Here is a 15,518-nt window from a genome sequence, read left to right as displayed (position 1 = left end):
TCTTTATACACGTACGCGCGCGCATACACAGTGAAATGGGATTGTGACGTCACCAAGCGTCACCCGTCACCTTTGAAGCCAGTCTGCTGAGCTCGATTATCGCTGAAGGCTGCCGGCAGAAACAGGCTGCCTGCCTTCTCTGCCGGCTCTCCCTACTTTGCACCTCGCCTGCTCAAGGAGCATTTATGTTTATCAGCACGCCAAATGGCATCCTCAACACCAGCCATGTTCGTTTCATCAGAGAGAATGCGGGCGAGGAATCATGTACCGCAACGATGTCCGACGGATCAGAGAAAACGATTGACGTTGGCATCAGGTCGTTCGGTAAGCTGTGCGGTACGATCACCGAAGCACCAAAGGGATTCGTGCTGAATAGGCCAATCTTGCCGCTCGGCTCTTCCGTGCCTGATGGGCGGAGTGTCACTTCGGAAACGATCATCGCCTTCCGCCATCGTGGAGGTGGGCTGACTCCAGTTCCTATCACCGCGGCGGGAGAGCTGCAGCCCAACCCAGGTGATCTGTATGTGGTCCAGGAACCAAGTGGGCGGTGCATAGGCCCAACTGGCTCGTTCGACAGCATTCAGAAATTTCTTGAGGACTGCCGGCAGCGTACGCAGCCGCCGAACAGCGTCTCGGAAGATGACGAGGTCATCTGATGTCGCTCTGAGGTGACAGAAGCCGGTCTCAAGCTGGGTTGAATTTTTCTCAGAGAACGCGCACTATTTAAACGCTGTTCAAAACAGTACGTCGCTTTCGTAGTAGGATCGTCAGACTGAGCCATGACCAGCAGGAAGCCCGGTTTTCAGCCTGGACAGAGCGGCAACCCAGCCGGGCGCCCGAAGGGGGCACGCAGCCGCGCTACGTTGGCTCTGGAGGCCATCTTGGAGGGCGAGGCAGAGGCAATCACTCGCAAAGTGATCGAGCTTGCCCTCGAGGGCGACACGCAAGCCCTGCGCATGTGCCTGGACCGCTTAGCCCCCCCTCGGAAGGATCGGCCCGTCATCCTCGAATTGCCCGACATAGAGACGGCCTCTGACCTTCCACGCGCTACCAGCGCCCTCTTGCAGGCTGTTGCCGCGGGAGACATCACGCCGTCCGAGGCGTCCGACCTCGGCAGGGCTATTGATGCTCACGTCCGCGCCGTTGAGGCCGCGGACCTTCACCAGCGCTTGCTGAGGCTTGAGGAGCGCGGGCTGCGATGAGGAACGTCACCACCCAGCGCCGCCTTCGTCGCTTGGAGGCAGGCCATACCCTCCGCGGTGACGTCGAGCTGGCTACAGATGCTCAGCTCGACGCGTTTATTCGCGACGGCTACCGTGAGTTAGTCTCACAGCACGGCAGCCTTGCCAAGGCGGCAGAGACGCTTCGGCAGACAGGAGATGCCGGTGACGCAGCCCTCGCCGTCGTCATTGAGGAGGACTCGACAGCTCCTCATGCGTCGCACTTCTGGGGCCCACGAGCGCAAGGCCAAGTGACACCAGCCTAATCGATCGAGCAGACTGGTCTGCAGAAGCTCACCGCCGGGCCGTCTGAGGTCCCCCTAACCCAAGAACATGCACTTGGCTTCAAGTCGCGGGCCAAACATTCCGCTCGCGACCCTCAGCAGGCCTTGCGAAGGTCCGCGTTTGGTTCACCTAGCAGGGTGTTGAAAAAGTCGAAAAACACCTCAGTAGATTGAGTTGACCTACTGCATGCTGGTGCCATCCGCCTGTTGCAGCACCAGATGTGGGGGCAAGCACCGTCCGTCTGGACTTTTTCAACACCCTGCTAGGGGCACAGTGGACGACCGGAGTGGGTGGTTTCCTGCTCTTCTGCAATCAGCCGCATAATGGATACCCTGGACTCTGCAGGTTGCCCACCGGCATCTTCAAGCCCCCGGCAGTGAACGTCTGAGACGTACGGTACCGCACTGGGCAGGCAACAAGCTCGACGCTTTATCAATTAATAGTGATTTTTATTCACTTATATTTAAGCTTGTCCGTATTGCAAGCTGCTCAAAAACAGGTGCTGGTAGCCGGGAGAGACAAGTGCTTCCGCCCACAACGTAAGGCGAAGCAACATGGCCACAACTTCTCACTCCCATGCTATGACCATGCTCCTGCGCAAGCTGGAGAGCATCGCTACCCTGTCCGATGAAGAGCGTGACGCCATCCTGAGCCTACCAGTCAGGGTCCGAACTCTCGGCGCAGGGCAGGATATCGTTCGCGACGGCGACAAGCCCTCCCAGTGCTGTCTCGTCGTGGAGGGCTGGGCCTCTCGTTACAAGCTCCTGGATGAGGGGCGTCGCCAAATCCTATCGTTCCACGTCCCAGGAGACACCCCCGACCTGCAGAGCCTGCATCTGCACACCATGGATCATAGCCTTGGTACTATGACCCAGGCCACGCTGGCCTTCCTGCCGCACAACAGCGTGCGAGATCTGACTCTACGCTTCCCGCACCTCGCGGAGCTGCTCTGGCGGGACACTCTGATCGACGCAGCGATCTTCCGCGAGTGGATGAGCGGCATGGGACGTAAGTCGGCCTATGGCCGGATCGGACATCTGTTCTGCGAGATGTACATCAAGCTCGAAGCGGTCGGCCTTGCCAGCGACCACCGCTACGCCTTGCCGCTCACACAAGGGCAACTCGCGGATGCGCTCGGTCTTACGAACGTGCACGTGAACCGTGTGCTGCAGGAGATGCGGGGCAAGGGGCTGATCACTCTGCAAGCCAGCACGCTTGTTATCCATGACTGGGAGGAGCTGCGCCGGTCCTCCGAATTCGACCCATCCTACCTCCACTTGAAAAAGCAAGCCGTGGGATGAGGTTTCACCTTCAGCCTGTGCAGGTGGCCACCGTTGGTACGACACCGTAAGCCGACTCGCTTTCGCAGATGGCCTCCTAAAGGCGGTCCTCGTGCAGCTCTGTAAGGAGCACGAGTACGAGGCTGGCAGGTGGCACCTGGAAGCCGGCTTTGGCCGTGTGCAGAGACAAGAAACCACACCCGTTTGTTAGGTATTTAGTGGGTACAGCGCCCATAACGTAGCTTATTGCGGCCCTTCACTCGGCCTTCTGCGCCTGTGAGACCTTGTGTGCTCCCGCCCCTCTGCGCGGAGAGCCTTGTGCCTCGCTACTTCTTTGATATCCATGATGGCCAGACGCTTCGCGACGAAGAGGGCACGGACCTTCCTGGCCCTGCGGAGGCGGCTCGTCATGCAAAGAAGATCCTGTCCGGGATCGCAGCGCACGAGGTGCTCAAGAACGGCGGACATCAAGCCTTCTCAGTGCTGGTGACGGACGAGGACGGGCGTCCCATCTACTCGGCCGCTGTGACCTACACAGGAACGTGGTTGATCCGGTGAACGGACCCCCATCTGCTGAGCTGGATGTGGCTCCGTGCTACCGGGGCGTGATGCGCAATGCCTGCGGAGGTGAGGTTCTGAAGACGCCTATTTCGGCCCTGGAAGACGACGACGCCAAGGACAAGGCCCCAGCCCTTTCTGGCGGGTACCGGACACATCGTTCAGGTTGCCATCGATCCTTTGTAGAAGCTGGGAACGTCCGCTTGCAGGCTGCTCTGTAAGGAGTGACCTACTACCGTATTAAATAGATTTCTGCCGTTCCGCTTTGGGACACCAAAGCATCAAAGCGGATGAAAGCTACTCAGTTAGTAGTGCACTGAGGTGTAGGACTAGAGCCCACGCCGCATCGCCACATATCCATAGGGCCTTGTCTCCCTCACCCTCGACTACGGAGACCTCATGGAGGGGGCATTCTCGACGCCACCACAGCGCTTGCCACGGCACCTGCGAACGGCGATGTTTATCGCGTGTCGGGTATGGGTCAGTGGAAACATGGTGTCTCTGTATAAAAAACTGCAAGACGTCCGCAGTGAGGAAGACGTCAAGGATGTTTATATCCAGGCCTTAGGACTGAAAAAATATACTAAAGGTCTTATCGATATTCGTACGAAAGAAATGTGGTTCGAGGCCAAGCATCATGGTAAGGACTCGAGTTATAAAATGTTCACCCAATTACTGCATTACGTGCAGGATGGTTTGAATAAAGGTGACGAATTACCTCCGTTTCTAGCGGTAATGGATACTGAGAAAGCGGCCCTGATGAAGACCGCTGATGTTATTCCATTCTTGAAAAAGAAGACGATCAAATGGGGGAAGTCGGCCACTAAATTTCCGAAGGAGGCGCTAGACCAGGTATCCGCGTTCATCGGAACAAGGATGATCTCGTTCAGAATATCGACGCACGAAGAAGAATTCATCAGCACGGTAAAAGCTGCTCTGACGAAGGGCGACATTATCCGTATTTCGATCACGCCCGATAATCTAAAGCAGGTTTTCGATAAGTGGGTCGAGATGATCGGCCGGGAAATCGGTGGTGCACCCGCAGATAAATATGCCCTTCTCTTCTTCGCCGATATCATGCATGACGGAACCAGGGCGACTCATGAGAACCTGCCTGCCGAACTCCTTCATCAAGGAGAAGCGCCTGTATTTTCCCTGGACGGTAAACTTTATAAGCTAGGTAACCGCGAGGGTTATCGTCAGTTCTGGTCTATCTATCACCGGCCCCCAGATGAGGAATATCGCGACTATTTATTAGAGCGTCGCGACTCCCTAATCCCGCTGGACGAGCGCAGCTTCAAGGGGGCTTTCTATACGCCACTTCACGTGGTTGACAAAGCATACAACAAATTAACCGAGGTGCTCGGGAAGCACTGGCAGAAAGACTATTTAATTTGGGACATGTGCTGCGGCGTTGGAAATTTGGAAACAAAGCATTCCAACCCCCGAAACGTTTTTATGAGTACATTAGACCAAGCTGACGTCGATGTTATGAAAGCTACTAGAACCTGCGTTTCTGCTACGCGGTTCCAGTATGATTATCTCAATGATGACGTTATGGCAGATGGCAGAATTGACTATGGACTGACCAATAAAATACCGCCTGCTCTCCGGCAGGCAATCGCCGAAGGTCGAAAGATTCTCATACTCATTAACCCGCCATATGCAGAAGCTGCAAACATAGATAACATCACGAGCTCTCGGGGAGTCAATTCCGATATTAAAAAAAGCGTTTCAAAAACTCAGATCGCTAGAACAACGAGCGACTTTGGCTACGCTTCGCGCGAACTATTTGTGCAATTCTTGTTGCGAATTGCGAAAGAGATGCCAAACGCTACCTTGGCTATGTTTAGTACTTTAAAGTATGTAAATGCCCCAAATTTTGAGCCATTCAGGGCGTTTTGGAATGCATATTATCTGGGTGGCTTCTTGGTGCATAGCAAAGCATTCGACGGTCTCAAAGGAAATTTCCCCATTGGCTTTCTTATTTGGGAAACTCATAATTCCACAAAAAAGAAGACGCCGATCACCAATATAGTCGCAGAAGTTTTGAATAAAAAGGGGGAGGAAATTGGTGAAAAGCAATTTTATAATTTGCCGAACGATCGGTTTTTGAGCAATTGGATTAAAAGAGCGAGATCTAATAAAGATGACGCCCTGCCTTTGAAAGGCGCGCTCGTACCAACAACTAGCGTCAAAGACGTGCGCGGCACTAAATGGGCAGACGGAGCAATCGGCGGAATGATTGCACCTGGCGGTGATGTTCAACACGCAAATCTGACTGCGTTGCTATCATCAGGATACTGCAGCGCAGGAGGTTTTTTCGTTACAAAAGAAAATCTCTGGAAATCGGCAGTTGTGTTTGCGGTGCGGCGTCTAGTTAAGCCGTCATGGCTCAACGATCGGGATCAATTTTTGCAGCCTGATGAGCCTCTTACCGAGGAGTTCAGGACTGACTGCCTAGTCTGGATGTTGTTTAGCACACAAAATCTAACGGCTGGCGCGAACGGCCTGGAATGGAATGGTAGACAGTGGAGTCTGATTAATCACTTTATTCCATTCACGGAAGCTGAAGTTAATGCGCCCGACCGATTTGAATCTGATTTTATGGTTCAATATCTACAGGAAAAGGATTTTTCGGCCGAGGCTTCCGCTGTCCTACGGGCGGGTAAAGTCCTCTGGCAGAGGTATTTCTCCATCACCGATGTGTATAGCGTTCGCCAGAGTCTTAAACTCAACCGTCCTGATGTGGGATGGTACCAGATTCGATCTGCCCTTAGTCGACGCGAGGAACAGAAAGATAAAATCGAAACCGAATTTGCTGTCTTTAACGCAACCTATGAAGCGCTGACGTTGAAACTAGCACCGATGGTTTATGATCTTGGCTTTCTGAAAACTTAGCGTGCCGCGGCAACTCACGATGGTAAGCGATCGTGCGAAATCTTGGGACACGAGAGGCGGGTAAGATGAGGTTGGGCGGGGTCTCCAATAGCGAAACGCTCTTAGCATCACGTTCCGCGCAAGCTTCGCCGGTCGACTTCCAACGCGGGGTTCGGGTCAATGCCGTCCCCGGTGCTTCGGAGGACTACCGTGTTGCGATGGGACGCTTTGTAGAAGCGCCAGTTGCGTCCTTGGCGGCTGAGTTGGGTCGTAGGCTGAGCGTCCGCTTCAGGGCGAAGTGTCAGGGCCCGCTCCCCACCCGAAGCGGCCCGACAGCTGTCGCTCCCGCGGCAGTCCTTCTGCTCCGTCAAGCTCGTATCATGCATGCGCCGTCGGGAGCTCTGTCACCTGCGTGGTGTAGCGCGGGCTGCGCATCTCGAACTTCGTGGACCACGTGCGCTTCTTGGTGAGCCCGGCTCGGGCGGGCACGACAGCACCCCGGCCGAAGCGCGCGTTGCAGGCGTCCATGGCCGCCATGAGCGGCGCACTGCGTTCTCGGTCGAGCTGCCCGATCAGCGCCCGCGGTGCCATGTCGAGCGCCATCAGGTCCGTCGTGACCACGCCAGCCTTGCTGTAGCGCCAGGGCTTGCCGGCGGGCGCCTCGCGCCAAGTGCGTGCCACACCCGCCTGCGCCGCCTTGATCAGCGCCAGTGTGTCGTTCGTGGCCTCCGGCAGGGTCACGGTTGTGGAGACCGAGCGCATCGGGTCGCCCCGGTCATGCTCGCTCGTGTGATAGAAAACCGAGACGTGCGTGGCGCCGAGGCCGCCGCGCCGCAGCTTCTCGCCGAGCCGCGTCGCATGGGCGGCCACCGCCTGCTCCAGGGTCTCTCGCTCGGTGATTCGCCGGGAGAACGAGCGTGTGACCGCGCAGCCCTTGCGCTGGGCCGGCATCAGCGCGAGCGGCAGGCAGGCCAGCCCGCGCAGTTCGTAGATGATGCGCTCGCCCACCACCGTCATGGCTTTTCGGACAGGCCGAGGATCGAGGTCGCGCAGATCCGCCACCGTGTCGACGCCGAGCCCCATCAGCTTGGCGAGCGAGGCCCGGCCGATGCCCCAGACCTCGGCCACCGAGATCCGGCAGAGCCAGTGGTCGTAGGCCACCGGGTCGGTCAGGTCGCACACCCCGTCGCAGTCCGGGATCGTCTTGGCGATGTGGTTGGCGAGCTTGGCCAGCGTCTTCGTTGGGCCGATGCCGACGCAGGTCGGAATGCCGGTCCAGGCCCGCACCGTGGCGCGCAGATCCCGCGCCAGCGTTACCCGGTCCCGGTCGCGCACGTCCGAGAGGTCCAGAAAGCTCTCATCGATGGAGTAGATCTCCACCGCCGGCGAGAAGTCCCGGTAGACCGCGTTCGTGCGGGCGCTCATGTCGCCGTACAGCGTGTAGTTCGAGGAGAACACCCGCACGCCGTCGCGCCGGCACTGCTCGCGGATCTTGAAGAAGGGATCGCCCATCTTGATCCCGAGCGCCTTGGCCTCGGCGGTGCGGGCGATGGCGCAGCCGTCGTTGTTGGACAGCACGATCACGGGCACGCGGGCGAGCTTCGGATCGAACACCCGCTCGCAGGAGCAGTAGAAGCTGTTGCCGTCGATGAGCGCGATGGCCCGGCTCATCGAACCAGCCCGGCGCGCGCCACATGCCAGCGGATGGAGAAACGGATCACGCCCCAGATCTCACCCTCCGCAAGGTCCTCGACCGCGAAGGCCGGCAGATCGGGATTGTCGAAAGCGAGGCGTGCGACGTTGTCCTCGAGGACGAGGCGCTTCACGCTCATCGTGCCGTCGACGATCGCCACGACGACGCTGCCGTTGCCGGGCTTCAGGCTGCGATCGGCCACGGCGAGATCCCGGTCGAAAATGCCGGCGCCGCGCATGCTGTCGCCCGAGATGTTCCAGGCGAAGGTCGCAGGCGGGTTCGGCGCGAGCCAGCGCGGCAGCTCCAGTGCGCCTTCCAGGAAGTCGTCGGCCGGTGAGGGAAAGCCGGCGCAGAGAGCCGCCCCCTGGATCGGGATGCGGACAGTGCCGGCGCCGTGAGACGGAAGCTCCGCGACCTGCAGCAGCCTCACCGACGCTCTCCGGCCGGCGGCACTCCACGGATGTAGCCCCGCGAGATCAGCCGGTCCCGCTGCAGCGTGCGGCGCTCGGCTTCCATGAGGTCCGCCAGCGCATCCTCGACCGCCCGGACGAGTGCGGCCCAGGCGTCGCCCCGCGCGGCCCGGTGATAGGCGAGCGCGATCGCCTCGGCCTCGCTCAGGCGGATGTCCACAGACGGTTCGACGGGCTGGGCCTGCATTTCGATCTATCTCCCGCTAGAACACAACGGGAACAAACCGCATCGGCGCGCGTGGTTCAATCGAAACGGCCACGCCTGGAAACGCGGCGGTGGACGCCTGTGGAGTGCGGGGTCAAAGGCCAATGCCGACGCGGCTTTACCGCTTCCACTGCACGGACGGGCACGATCTCGTCGCCGATCTGCGCGGCCGGCGGGTGCCAACGCTGGCGCTGGTGCGCCTCCATGCTGAACGGGTCGCGCTCGACCTTATGCTCCACGGGACGCGGCTCGATTGGTCGGCTTGGCATGTCGAGGTCTACGACGCGGACGGGCGGTCGGTGATGACGAAGGCGTTCACCGACGTCCGATACGATCGCCGGGTGGCGCAGGGCGGAGGAGACGCATCGTGGCGATGAAGACGACGTTCGTGGTCCAGACCTTCGTGATCAAGCGGAAGCGGTTGGTCCCAGGTGACCGCGAGGTGGCCCCAACCGAGAGCGGAGCGCTGAAGAAGGCCGAGGCGATGGCCGGCCGGATGCCGGGCACGGCCGCGCTCAAGATCGTAGCGGACGACGAGACCGGGGAGTTGGAGGCCGCGACGATCCTTGGGCAGTTCGGCGAGATCCCGGAGGACTTCGCCGAGAGCCTCCAGGGCGCGTGATCCGTTGAGCGAGGCCAGCATGACGTTCAAGGAGCAAGCTGCTGAGCTGACGCGACTAGAAGCCGCCGCAAAACGACGCGGCATCTCCGAGCGCGTATTTGAGAGGATTCTGGTCGACGTGGCGATTCAGATAGAGGGGGCAGCTATACCCTCGTCGCCTGAGAAGATGCTGGCTGAAATTAAACGCCGCGTTGAGCCGCCGCGAGAGATGAAGCTCGGTGAGCCATGACGGCGGTCAAGCGACGCGGCAAGCTGCACCTGCACCGCTACCTTGCCTAGTTCAGCTTCTGGTACAACAATTGTGTGAAGCTGGGTTGCGGCGACGCGGAACGAGCTGAGCGGGCGCTAAAAGTGATCAGCGGAAAGCGGCTCGCATATCGCATGCCTCCTTAACGCTCACAGTAGTCTTATAGTTGGAGCGGAACTTCATGGAAATCGTAGATCCGCAGCAACTTCTAACAAGACTGCGCGCCGAGCCGCGCGAAACAGAGTGGCTGGAGTTCAAATCGAACCGCTTGGATCACGACGAGGTCGGGCAATATATGTCCGGCCTTGCTAATGCCGCCATGCTGTCAGGAAGCGATGCAGCATACTTAGTGTATGGTATAGACAATGACACGCATGATATTATTGGCACAACGGTTAGACTGAAGGAAGAGACCGTTGGTGGCCAACTTTTTGAACATTGGCTCAGCCGGCTACTTGTCCCAAGCGTTAATTTTTGCTTCGTGTCATTTGAGGTTGACAATAAGCACATAGAGATCATCGCTATCGATCCTTGCTATGTTAGTCCAGTCCGCTTTAAAGGGCATGCTTTTGTTCGCGTCGACTCAATCCAACAGCCGCTGAAAGATTTCCCGGAACGTGAACGCGCACTCTGGGCAATAACATCAAGATATTCGTTTGAGCAAGGAATAGCCGCCGCGCATCTAACTGAGGAAATGCTGTTTGAAAGATTCGATTGCATCAACCTTGTAAAAATGCTTGGCGTAAAAACAGTTACGAATACCGGGATCATAGAAAAGCTACTGGCAGATGGGCTCATTTTAGACGACCGTCAGAATGGCTATGACGCGACTAATCTACTTGCCATTTTGGCTGCAAATAAGCTCAGCGAATTTCCAATTATTTCCACAAAGGCTCCGCGCGTAATCCAATACTCTAGCACTAGCAAATTGGACGGTGTTGATGATGTCACTGGAGAGCGCGGATACGGAGTAACGTTCTCAAAATTACTAAGCTTTATAATGATTAGAGTGCCACATCGTGAGGAGATCCTTCACGGTATTAGGAGCAAGAAATACACTATACCAGAAATATCTATTCGCGAATTTGTTGCTAACGCGTTGATCCACCAAGACCTTACCGCAGTAGGAAGTGGACCAAGGGTAGAAATTTTCCCCGATAAGATCAGGATTACAAATCCCGGAAAGCCCCTGGTTTCGCCTGATCGGTTTATCGATGCACCTGCCAAGTCGCGAAACGAGAAACTCGCCAAATTCATGCGGCAGATGGGGCTGTGCGAGGAGAGAGGCAGCGGCGTAGATCGTGCCGTTGAAGCCATCGAACGTGCTGCGCTTCCGCCCCCCCTGTTTCAGGAGGCTGAGGGATCAACCGTCGTAACGATTTTCGCTGAACGTTCGTTTGCCGCTATGACGAAGGAAGATAGGGTTCGTGCTTGCTATCAGCACGCTCAGCTTCGTTTTGAGAGCGGGAATTTTATGAGTAATGGCAGTTTGCGGGAGCGTTTCCGCCTCGCAGACAAACAGTACCCTCAGGTTTCCGTTGTCATCCGTGAAGCGATTGAGGCTAAAAAAATTCGACCCCTGGATGAAGATCAGGCCAAACGCACGGCACGGTATGTGCCAGCCTACGTCACTTAGTTATGTAACTTGTTCGCCGTTGTAGAAACCTCGTCATCCACATGGACCCGTATAAATTTTGCAAAATCAATGACTTGCAGCGTTATCCTCCCATATCAGTTTATGTAATTGGTTCGTTTATGGGGTATTTGATGTCAGACACATCGCGTCGCGAGCTTCCAATCCACCCTCCAAGCTCGGCGCTGAGAAGCTGACGCTTAAGGAGCAGAAGCTTCGAGTCTAAATCGAAGAACCCGCCGCGGCTGGAGCCGGGCGGGTGAAGGTTCTTGTCTTCCCGCCATGGGATATCACGAGGAGCGCAGGGTGGGAGTGGTTGTTCCAAGCCACCCGGAAACCAGTCCGAATCGCCTTACGAGCCCTTCGCTGCTCCATAGGTGAGATTCAGATGCGGCCATATGGCGGGCGCATATGCGCCGGCTGTCGTTGTCCAGAAGCCTACGAGTGAGATGTAAGCATACGCTTGTCGGCTACCACGCCGGTGAGCGCACCTTCCGCTTTGAGCACGACACGACATTGGGCTGATGCCTGCCTACGCTCCTTTGTCTTTCGCTGGGGTATGTCGGTGGTGGTGCAGAAGCTGGTTAAGACCTAATCAAGATCCATGGAGCGCAAAAATACGTCACTGCTGCGCTCAAGCCCCTTGGGGTCGATCACCAAAATATCCTTGAACCCGCGCCTTGTTAGCTCCCATAGCTTTTCGAGCGCTTGATCTGCCGTTCCGCATGCAAAGGTTGATCCTCGGCCGGAATGGTCGCTTGCCTTAATCTTGTACAAGTTTTGTTCCTTGAATATCATCGCAGGATTTAGTACGTCGTATTTCTGTCTATTTTGGTCTTGTGCAGCATTTTTGAGAACAATCCGTGGAGGCGCTCTACAGATTGATGCGTCAGTGGGACGCCAATCTGCACCCCATTGCTCGTATTAAGGAGCACGATGGCTACCTCCTCGCCGAGCATGATCTCCGGCCTCACCATGCATAGAGGTAAGAGATAGGTGCCGCCGGGTTGGAGATCCGCACTCTCTGCTGCCTCGAGATCGAAAGGCTTTGCCTGGTCAGCCATGATCCAAATCCTACCCTGACCCGTGGCCATAATCTGACTATCTTAATTGCGTTCAGCCTTTCGATGCCTGGAAGGGCCGAAGTAACTGCGCTATCCGCCCACCCTTGCCGCTTCCACCCCGAGCATCTTGTTGGGTCATGACCGCCACGGCAGCCTTGGGCGTCGTAGCCCCGTGGATGATCTGGCCGAGCAGAGCGGGAGGCTCCTGATCGTAGTCCCTTAGGAGGAGAGCCGCTTCCAGTAGAGCGCGGATATTTCCCTCAGGAACCGGACGGTTCATAATTTGAGCGTCAAGCACGCGTTCCGCCAAGAGTGCGGCAAGTCGGGACACCTCAAAAAGACCTGAGGGGAGTGCGGCAGGTTCGTCTGAGATCAATTGATGACTTCCACAATCCGACGGGTGCCCGGCTCGACCAACACTGGATGATCGTTGACGATTGTGTAGTTGTAGCCCTTCAGTGCGAACTCCGGCGGCACATCGTAGTAGATTACCCCCTCCTTTGGGAGAACAGTCCCGACCCTAACTTGACCTGAAAAGGCGACCGAGGGCCGCCGTTCTCCAAGGGTGTAGATGCGGAAGCGCTCACGCCTGTCGACGCCAAGGATCTCATTGGCGCTGCCGACGGCTCCACCGATCGCGCTCCCAACGGCAGCCCCCAACGGGCCAGCGATATTCCCTCCGCGCTCTGCACCATCCTGGGCTCCGCGGGCGAGGCCTTGAGCCTGAGCTTGGACGCAAACGCCTGAACTCAACGTCAGAAAGGCAGCAGCGATGACGTTGATGAACTTTGGCATTGGCAATCCAATTCGCTTTGCAGGATGCGTGATCAATCCTCCGTTCGCAAGAAACGAAAGGCGACGTGGCCGAAGTGCTCTTGCCTGCGGTGATATGGGTTGGGCTACAATCGATGTAAACGTGGGTTCAGAGCCTTCGAAGGTCTCTGCCGAGCGCTCTATCACTGGCCGGCGAAGCCCTCGACAATAGCTGCTCCATCAAGCCACGCCATAGCGGCCTCAAGCGACCGGAAGGGGGGCTCGATCCCTCTGAACGGGCTTGGCCACTGATCCGGCATCAATTCATCAAGCAGCACTGCGCGCCACCCGCGTGATGCGCCTTCTGGCGCGACGTCCTGGACCACGCTGCCTATGATGATGCCGTCATAGGCGAGGTCGTAGCTGCCGACCGCGAGCTGGTGGAGAGTGTATGTCATGGCCGTTCTCGGCTCCTGAGGAGGGACTGCTCCTCGTAGCGCCGTCACAGCATAGGGCTTATCGGACAGGTACCTAATGGTTTTCCATGCCAGGGTATCTGCAAAGGCGCCTTAGCAGGGTGTTGAAAAAGTCCAGACGGACGGTGCTTGCCCCCACATCTGGTGCTGCAACAGGCGGATGGCACCAGCATGCAGTAGGTCAACTCAATCTGCTGAGGTGTTTTTCGACTTTTTCAACACCCTGTTAGGTCCCTTCTATCCGTTATCCTGTAGGCAAAGCCCCGCGCCGTTGAGGGCTGCGGGGCTTCGTGCCGACGGTGATCGCGGACCTCAGGCGGCCTTCTGGCGGCCGTTGGCCTGAGGCTGCTCGTCCTCGCCGCGGTCGGCGATCCGGCCGAGACCGATCGACTTTGCGAGCGCGGAGCGCTGTGCGGCGTAGGCGGGGGCGACCATGGGGTAGTCAGCCGGCAGACCGAAGCGCTGGCGGTAGCTGTACGGATCAAGGCCGTGACCGGTCAGGTGACGCTTCATGGTCTTGTAGGTCTTGCCGTCCAGGAAGCTGACGATGCCGTCCGGCGTCACGGACTTGCGGATTTGCGCAGCAGTCGGTTTCTCGATCTCGGCTTCCGGTGCGGCTCCTGCAGTACCGTTGGCGAGGCCGTTGAGAGCGGCGTGAACGGTCCGGATAAGCTCGGGCAGATCGCCCGGGCGAACAGGGTTGTTCGACACGTAAGCAGCTACAATGTCGCCGGTGAGTTCGACGAAATCAGTGATTTGGGCTTCGGTGCTTTCAGACATGTGAACTTTTTCATTGTGGCGCCCCCGCGCCAGTCACATCGGACATCTAAAGAGAGTAATCAAGCGAAAGGCGGAATGTTCACCGCCCAACATATCTGACGTGCATTCAGCAGTTAGGTTGGCCGCACCAGGATGTATGGGTGTTCCACGGCTAAGCAGCACGGGTGCTGCACGCAACTTCCGCATATCCCTGCCAATCCACAACCGCCTGCAGCGAGCCGAAGGTGTGGTCGACCTTACTGAAGGGAGGAGGGCGCTTCTCAGGTGGCGGATCGTCCAGCAACTTGGCGTGCCAGAACCTGAGATGCCAATCCTCTCCCAGGCGCCGCTCATGCAGCCTCCTCGAAGCTCATCGACTGCGACTGGTCGTCTTCGCCGCGCCTGACGCGCCGCGAGCAAGGTTCGCGAGCGTTCGCTGCGGTCCACGTCGCGCGTTGGGGTAAATGTTGGGGTGTGAGACTAGGTCGACTGTTTTAACGCAATGAAAACAACGACTTGCCGGAGTTGAATGGCGGAGAGGGGGGGATTCGAACCCCCGATGCCCTTGCAGGCATGCCGCATTTCGAGTGCGGTGCATTCAACCGCTCTGCCACCTCTCCGCGGGGCGCCTCGACGAGACGGGGCTCCGTAACACGAGCGCTTGCGCTTCCACAAGCCGGAAAGCATCGCGAAGCGGCGGAGTGATGGCGCCGACTTTCGACGCATCACGCGGGGCGTCGGGGATGCCGGGGCGCGTCGGGAATGGATCCCGTCGCGGCTCCACCTGTCAAAGGAAGGAGCGCCCCGGACCAGGCCGGCCGCAAGCGAACTCACGCGGGCGCTCTCAGGCCGCATTCCGGGTCGATGACCGGCAGCATGGACAGGGTGGATGTGCCTCGGAGCGACCCGGACGCCGGGGGCAACGCGGACCGGAAGTCGCATAGGTTCGGCCTCACCAAGCGGGAGGCCGACGACATCGAGTTTGCCTCGACCCGGCCTGACATCGGTGAGGATCGGCATCGACGGCCGGTCCCGATGAGATCCATCGCCCCGATCCATGCCAAGTGCGCGGTGATGAAGACAAGCCACCCCGCACGCTGACCGCATGGCGAACGGCAGTCCTCTCCACGCAGTTCGCCAGCGCGGACCGCCGGACCTACGGACTTGCAAACCGTCTGATCCACGCCTCGCCGAACTTGCGCGTTGCCGGAGATGTGTAACATTCAGTGCCGCGTAAGGACCATCGAGCCAGCGTAAGGCCTGCGACGAAACAGGCATATACTGGAAGCCGGCGCCTTCGCTATCGTCTCCGGGCGGGAGGCCCCTCCCGAGACGCCCCTCTTCCGCACCAGCCGCCGCAGTGGGCTTCGGGA

16 protein-coding genes and 1 tRNA gene are annotated in these 15,518 nt (G+C 58.0%); 9 read left to right on the top strand and 8 right to left on the bottom strand.

Annotated elements, in window-relative coordinates; genetic code table 11:
* The first annotated feature begins 185 nt into the window (after positions 1–185).
* The 5 genes from OF380_RS08975 (at position 186) to OF380_RS08955 (ending at position 6,244) form a co-directional block, all read left to right on the top strand.
* Positions 186–656 (top strand): hypothetical protein, encoded by a 471-nt coding sequence (locus tag OF380_RS08975; RefSeq protein ID WP_264050420.1) that lies wholly within the window; start codon positions 186–188, stop codon positions 654–656.
* Between the two features lie 123 nt (positions 657–779).
* The gene (locus OF380_RS08970; protein ID WP_264050419.1) at positions 780–1,202 is read left to right on the top strand and encodes a DUF5681 domain-containing protein; all 423 of its coding nucleotides are present in this window, start codon (positions 780–782) and stop codon (positions 1,200–1,202) included.
* An 890-nt stretch (positions 1,203–2,092) separates the two neighbouring features.
* Complete coding sequence (locus OF380_RS08965) at positions 2,093–2,806, top strand: Crp/Fnr family transcriptional regulator (RefSeq protein WP_264050418.1); 714 nt, start codon at positions 2,093–2,095, stop codon at positions 2,804–2,806.
* A gap of 297 nt (positions 2,807–3,103) precedes the next feature.
* Positions 3,104–3,343 carry a DUF6894 family protein gene (locus tag OF380_RS08960; protein ID WP_264050417.1) on the top strand — a complete coding sequence of 80 codons (240 nt, stop codon included), beginning with the start codon at positions 3,104–3,106 and terminating at the stop codon, positions 3,341–3,343.
* A gap of 399 nt (positions 3,344–3,742) precedes the next feature.
* Positions 3,743–6,244 (top strand): hypothetical protein, encoded by a 2,502-nt coding sequence (locus tag OF380_RS08955; RefSeq protein ID WP_264050416.1) that lies wholly within the window; start codon positions 3,743–3,745, stop codon positions 6,242–6,244.
* Between the two features lie 357 nt (positions 6,245–6,601).
* Here OF380_RS08955 and OF380_RS08950 read toward each other — a convergent pair whose 3' ends face one another.
* Genes OF380_RS08950 through OF380_RS08940 form a run of 3 tightly spaced genes read right to left on the bottom strand, consistent with a single transcriptional unit; the run spans position 6,602 to position 8,573 of the window.
* Positions 6,602–7,894 (bottom strand): Y-family DNA polymerase, encoded by a 1,293-nt coding sequence (locus tag OF380_RS08950; protein WP_264050415.1) that lies wholly within the window; start codon positions 7,892–7,894, stop codon positions 6,602–6,604.
* Entirely contained in the window at positions 7,891–8,346 is a 456-nt protein-coding gene (locus OF380_RS08945; protein WP_404810564.1) for a LexA family protein, read from the bottom strand. Before OF380_RS08945 ends, OF380_RS08950 begins: the two co-directional genes overlap by 4 nt.
* Positions 8,343–8,573: a hypothetical protein gene (locus OF380_RS08940; protein ID WP_264050414.1), complete on the bottom strand. Its 231-nt coding sequence runs from the start codon at positions 8,571–8,573 to the stop codon at positions 8,343–8,345. The genes OF380_RS08945 and OF380_RS08940 overlap by 4 nt, the downstream gene beginning before the upstream one ends.
* A gap of 122 nt (positions 8,574–8,695) precedes the next feature.
* On the opposite strand from OF380_RS08940, the gene OF380_RS08935 reads away from it, so the two are divergent.
* The 4 genes from OF380_RS08935 (at position 8,696) to OF380_RS08915 (ending at position 11,096) form a co-directional block, all read left to right on the top strand.
* Positions 8,696–8,968, top strand: a complete 273-nt coding sequence (locus OF380_RS08935) for a DUF6894 family protein (protein WP_264050413.1) — start codon at positions 8,696–8,698, stop codon at positions 8,966–8,968.
* Positions 8,959–9,213 carry a hypothetical protein gene (locus tag OF380_RS08930; protein WP_264050412.1) on the top strand — a complete coding sequence of 85 codons (255 nt, stop codon included), beginning with the start codon at positions 8,959–8,961 and terminating at the stop codon, positions 9,211–9,213. The genes OF380_RS08935 and OF380_RS08930 overlap by 10 nt, the downstream gene beginning before the upstream one ends.
* Before the next feature lie 19 nt (positions 9,214–9,232).
* Positions 9,233–9,442, top strand: a complete 210-nt coding sequence (locus tag OF380_RS08925; RefSeq protein ID WP_264050411.1) for a hypothetical protein — start codon at positions 9,233–9,235, stop codon at positions 9,440–9,442.
* Between the two features lie 199 nt (positions 9,443–9,641).
* Positions 9,642–11,096: an ATP-binding protein gene (locus tag OF380_RS08915; RefSeq protein WP_264050410.1), complete on the top strand. Its 1,455-nt coding sequence runs from the start codon at positions 9,642–9,644 to the stop codon at positions 11,094–11,096.
* An 803-nt stretch (positions 11,097–11,899) separates the two neighbouring features.
* On the opposite strand, the gene OF380_RS08905 is transcribed toward OF380_RS08915, so the two are convergent.
* The 5 genes from OF380_RS08905 to OF380_RS08885 all read right to left on the bottom strand — a co-directional run bounded on the left by OF380_RS08905 (position 11,900) and on the right by OF380_RS08885 (position 14,765).
* Positions 11,900–12,157, bottom strand: coding sequence for a hypothetical protein (locus OF380_RS08905; protein ID WP_264050408.1), 258 nt, complete (start codon positions 12,155–12,157; stop codon positions 11,900–11,902).
* A gap of 372 nt (positions 12,158–12,529) precedes the next feature.
* Positions 12,530–12,952 carry a DUF1236 domain-containing protein gene (locus tag OF380_RS08900; protein ID WP_264050407.1) on the bottom strand — a complete coding sequence of 141 codons (423 nt, stop codon included), beginning with the start codon at positions 12,950–12,952 and terminating at the stop codon, positions 12,530–12,532.
* 161 nt (positions 12,953–13,113) lie between these two features.
* The gene (locus OF380_RS08895) at positions 13,114–13,368 is read right to left on the bottom strand and encodes a hypothetical protein (RefSeq protein ID WP_264050406.1); all 255 of its coding nucleotides are present in this window, start codon (positions 13,366–13,368) and stop codon (positions 13,114–13,116) included.
* Between the two features lie 330 nt (positions 13,369–13,698).
* A complete protein-coding gene (locus OF380_RS08890) occupies positions 13,699–14,166 on the bottom strand; it encodes a MucR family transcriptional regulator (protein WP_264050405.1) in 468 nt (155 codons plus the stop codon).
* Positions 14,167–14,675: 509 nt separating this feature from the next.
* Positions 14,676–14,765, bottom strand: a tRNA-Ser gene (locus tag OF380_RS08885).
* Positions 14,766–15,518: the final 753 nt, after the last annotated feature.

The sequence above is a fragment of the Methylobacterium sp. FF17 genome (assembly GCF_025813715.1).
Classification (GTDB): Bacteria; Pseudomonadota; Alphaproteobacteria; order Rhizobiales; family Beijerinckiaceae; genus Methylobacterium; species Methylobacterium flocculans.
The sequence above is the reverse complement of the archived record's forward strand: the minus strand, read 5'-3'. Positions and strand labels throughout refer to the sequence as shown.

Bases quoted from the DNA above. Each gene is read 5' to 3' on its own strand.
- OF380_RS08975 (WP_264050420.1), top strand. From the start codon at position 186: ATGTTTATCAGCACGCCAAATGGCATCCTCAACACCAGCCATGTTCGT.
- OF380_RS08935 (WP_264050413.1), top strand. From the start codon at position 8,696: ATGCCGACGCGGCTTTACCGCTTCCACTGCACGGACGGGCACGATCTC.
- OF380_RS08890 (WP_264050405.1), bottom strand. From the start codon at position 14,166: ATGTCTGAAAGCACCGAAGCCCAAATCACTGATTTCGTCGAACTCACC.
- OF380_RS08955 (WP_264050416.1), top strand. From the start codon at position 3,743: ATGGAGGGGGCATTCTCGACGCCACCACAGCGCTTGCCACGGCACCTG.
- OF380_RS08970 (WP_264050419.1), top strand. From the start codon at position 780: ATGACCAGCAGGAAGCCCGGTTTTCAGCCTGGACAGAGCGGCAACCCA.
- OF380_RS08895 (WP_264050406.1), bottom strand. From the start codon at position 13,368: ATGACATACACTCTCCACCAGCTCGCGGTCGGCAGCTACGACCTCGCC.
- OF380_RS08925 (WP_264050411.1), top strand. From the start codon at position 9,233: ATGACGTTCAAGGAGCAAGCTGCTGAGCTGACGCGACTAGAAGCCGCC.
- OF380_RS08915 (WP_264050410.1), top strand. From the start codon at position 9,642: ATGGAAATCGTAGATCCGCAGCAACTTCTAACAAGACTGCGCGCCGAG.
- OF380_RS08905 (WP_264050408.1), bottom strand. From the start codon at position 12,157: ATGGCTGACCAGGCAAAGCCTTTCGATCTCGAGGCAGCAGAGAGTGCG.
- OF380_RS08965 (WP_264050418.1), top strand. From the start codon at position 2,093: ATGCTCCTGCGCAAGCTGGAGAGCATCGCTACCCTGTCCGATGAAGAG.
- OF380_RS08900 (WP_264050407.1), bottom strand. From the start codon at position 12,952: ATGCCAAAGTTCATCAACGTCATCGCTGCTGCCTTTCTGACGTTGAGT.
- OF380_RS08940 (WP_264050414.1), bottom strand. From the start codon at position 8,573: ATGCAGGCCCAGCCCGTCGAACCGTCTGTGGACATCCGCCTGAGCGAG.
- OF380_RS08950 (WP_264050415.1), bottom strand. From the start codon at position 7,894: ATGAGCCGGGCCATCGCGCTCATCGACGGCAACAGCTTCTACTGCTCC.